This is a genomic window from Paraconexibacter sp. (assembly GCF_041602235.1).
Lineage (GTDB): Bacteria > Actinomycetota > Thermoleophilia > Solirubrobacterales > Solirubrobacteraceae > Paraconexibacter.
In genome coordinates this window covers 1-3,160 of the sequence record NZ_JBFIGP010000369.1, presented here as the reverse complement: position 1 = coordinate 3,160, position 3,160 = coordinate 1, and the positions used below count along the sequence as shown (strand labels likewise).

The 3,160-nt window shown below is 74.1% G+C and carries 5 protein-coding genes; 2 read left to right on the top strand and 3 right to left on the bottom strand.

What is annotated here, in order from left to right; genetic code table 11:
- On the top strand, positions 1-483 hold a 483-nt coding region (locus ABYE80_RS19040; RefSeq protein ID WP_372791893.1), incomplete at its 5' end, for a hypothetical protein.
- Positions 480-833, top strand: a complete 354-nt coding sequence (locus ABYE80_RS19035) for a PucR family transcriptional regulator (RefSeq protein ID WP_372791892.1) — start codon at positions 480-482, stop codon at positions 831-833. The genes ABYE80_RS19040 and ABYE80_RS19035, both read left to right, overlap by 4 nt.
- Here the strand turns inward: ABYE80_RS19035 and ABYE80_RS19030 are convergent.
- The 3 genes from ABYE80_RS19030 to ABYE80_RS19020 all read right to left on the bottom strand — a co-directional run.
- A complete protein-coding gene (locus ABYE80_RS19030) occupies positions 782-1,414 on the bottom strand; it encodes a 2-hydroxychromene-2-carboxylate isomerase (RefSeq protein ID WP_372791891.1) in 633 nt (210 codons plus the stop codon). The genes ABYE80_RS19035 and ABYE80_RS19030 overlap by 52 nt on opposite strands.
- Positions 1,411-2,094, bottom strand: coding sequence for a hypothetical protein (locus ABYE80_RS19025; RefSeq protein WP_372791890.1), 684 nt, complete (start codon positions 2,092-2,094; stop codon positions 1,411-1,413). Before ABYE80_RS19025 ends, ABYE80_RS19030 begins: the two co-directional genes overlap by 4 nt.
- Positions 2,091-3,160 (bottom strand): hypothetical protein (locus tag ABYE80_RS19020; protein WP_372791889.1); only part of this gene is annotated, 1,070 nt, incomplete at its 5' end. The genes ABYE80_RS19020 and ABYE80_RS19025, both read right to left, overlap by 4 nt.

The window sequence follows — 3,160 nt, the reverse complement described above, 5'->3', positions numbered from 1 at the left end:
GGCGAGGCCTGGGTCGAGGCGCACGAGGTGTCCCGCACGGGAGGCCGCGAACGGCGCGACGCGCTGCTCGACGCGCTGCTCACCGGGCGCGATCCCGCCGACCTCGGGCTCGGCGACCTCGCCACCGACCTCGGGCTGACCACCGGCGCCGGCGTGATCGTCCTCAGCGCCCGCCCCGTCCAGAGCCGCAGCCCCTCACGCGTGCTGACCTCGGCGGTCGGCGCGTTCGCCCGCGCCGGGGCACCCACGATGATCCCGCTCGCCCGGCTGCAGGACGACGAGATCGTCGTCGTGCGCCCGGTCGCCCACGAGGACCTCCACCGGCTGGTCGCCGCCCTGGACGCGCGTGGCGGCGGCTCGCGGACGGCCCGGTGCGCCTCGCCGCCGGGGTCAGCACCCGCCACCTGCTGCCCGGGGGCGCGGCCGACGCGCTCGCCGACGCGCGCGAGGCCCGTGACCGGGTGCCGACCGGCGGCGGCATGATCGCCCTGCCCACGCTCACCCCGCTCGGATGGATGACGCTGCGCTCCGGCCCCACCACCTGGACGCTCGTCCACGAGAAGGTCCGGCGGTTCCTCGAGGAGGACGCGGCGGAGGGCGGCCCGCTGCTGCACACCTTCCGCAGCTACGTCGCCAGCGACCTCAACGTGAAACTCGCGGCGCGACGGCTGCACCTGCACGTCAACACCGCCCGCTACCGGCTGGGACGGATCGCCGAGCGCACCGGCCTGGACCTGCGCGTGCTGGACGACGTGATTGCCCTGCACGTCGCCGCGATGCTCTACGAGCAGCGCTCCGAGGGCGGGGGGCCGCCCGCGACCGCCCCGGACTGAGCGGCGCGTGGTCGCAGCCGGCGCTCGAGGTCCTCGATCCGGTCCTGCCCCCAGAACAGCTCGTCCCCCAGCGCGAACACCGGCACGCCCCAGTGCCCGAGGTCCAGCAGCCGCTGCGTGTTCGCGTCCACCCGGGCCTGCAGGGACTCGTCCTGCAGCGCGGCGGCGCAGCCGGCCCAGTCGAGCCCGGCTCGCTCGCACACCGACCGCATGCCCGCGTCGGACGCGACCTCGACGCCCTCGGCCCAGATGGCGCGCGAGGCGGTCAGCACGAACTGCTCCACGCGTCCCATGTCCTTCGCGTGCTCCGAGAGGCGCAGGCAGCGCACCGCGCCCTCGCCGATGGGGTCGTGGATGCGGCCGAACGACATCCCGAGCCGGTCCGCCTCGCGCTTGGTGTCGCGCAGCGTGTGCAGGCGCTTGGACATCGGCACCGACTGGCCGCGCATCGCCATCGGCGTGACGCCGCGGAAGACGATCTCGACGTCGTAGCGCTCCGGCAGCGCGAACGCCCGCGGACCCGACAGGTACGAGTAGGGGCTGCGGAAGGAGAAGAAGTACTCCACGGTCGTCGTGCTCATGCGGCAGCCCTCCAGCCGAGATCGTCGAGTCGGTGCGCGATCTGCGGCAGGCGCTCGTGGGCGAAGAACCACTGCCCGGCGACGACCGCCACCGGCGTGTCGTACAGCTTGCGACGTTCCATCCGCCGCTCGCTCGTGACGACATCCGCGTCGGCCGGTGGCGGATCCCCACCGACGATCCGCCGCCACAGGTCCGCGTAGGCGTCGGGCTCGACCGCGCCGGACGGCTGCTCGAACCAGAGACGCCGCATCGCGGCGACCGCGAACGCCGTCCGGGACCGCTCGTCCGGAGCCGCTGCCGTCCATCGCGCCAGGAAGGCCGCCTCCTGCACGGGCACGACCTCCGTCCGCGACAGCTCGTGCCCGTCTCGCTGGGCCAGCCGCGCCGCATCCGTCACGGCGTAGCGGCGCTTGGCGGCGACGGCCGGGTCCCCCGGGATGCCGCGCTCCACGACGGGCTGGACGACGAGGTCGACCGGGCGCGACGCGAGCCGGTCGGCCAGGCCGACGAGAGCGATGGCGCTGTAGGCGTCGTCGAAGGCGACGAACAGCTCGACCGTGCCCCGTCCACCGCGGAGACGGTGCAGCGCCGCCTGCAGGCGGCGCGGCCCGTCGATCGTCGACAGCGCGACGATCGTGCGCGGGACGAGCCGCCGTTCGATGCGGTCGCGGAGGTTCATGTGACGGTCACCCGGGCGATCGTGGTCATGGAGCACCAGTAGAGGTCACGGCCGAAGCCGGGAGCAGGGAACACGACGGACTGCAGCAGGCTCGGGACGGCGGCGCGGCCGCGCTCCTCGCCGGTCTCGATGTCGACGACGGCCACCTCGTCGCGGCTGGTGCGCGTGGCGAGGGAGCGCAGGCGCGGGTTGCGCATGATCATGGTCGCCCGCCGTGACACCGCTCGCCCGAGCCGGGTGCGTCCGACCGCCGGTCCGTGGAAGTCGTGCAGGACGAGCTCGCCCGTGTCGGGGTAGCCGATCATGTGCGCGGCGTGGCCGAGCTCGCGCCGCCACAGCGGCGTGAGGCGGCCGTCGAACCGGAAGGCCTGCACGACCCCGTTGGCGGAGTCGTAGGCGACGGCGATCCTGCGCTGGGCGTCGTAGAACGGAGGATCGGTCACCGCGCCGCGCGCCGCCCCGCAGACCTCGACGCGTTCGATGTCCCGCGGGTCGGTCAGCGACATCCGGATCAGGTGCACGGGACCGGGAGCGATGCCCGCGCCCTGCATCGTCGTGACGAAGTCGTGCGCCCCGTTGTCCATGAACCAGAGGTGGCCGCCGGCGATCACCGGGTCCCACCCGTAGCTCTGCCCGGGCTGCAGGTAGGCCGCGCCCCAGTCGGTGTCGGGCCGCAGCGCCGCCCCGTCCCAGCGCAGGCGCGTCACCGCGCTCGCGCCCACGACGTACACGTCGTCGCCGTCGGCGGAGAGGCGCGCGATCGCCGCCTCGGGCAGCGGCACGTCCTCGCAGCGACGCTCCAACCGCTCGGGATCCAGCAGCACGAGCCGAGCCGGCTCACGTACATCCCGGTCGAAGTCCTTCATCACCAGCGTGCCGTCGGTCAGGACGACGAACGAGTTGTACGGGCGCTCCCCCGGCAGCCGACGGGTGACGAGCACGTCGAGCTGCGCACTCAGACGGTGGCAGTGGTTGCCGGTGACCACGTGCAGGGAGCCGTCGGCGTGGGCCGCCATGCCGCCCGGCCAGAACGGCCCGGACTCGAGGTCGGCGGACCGGTGGATCG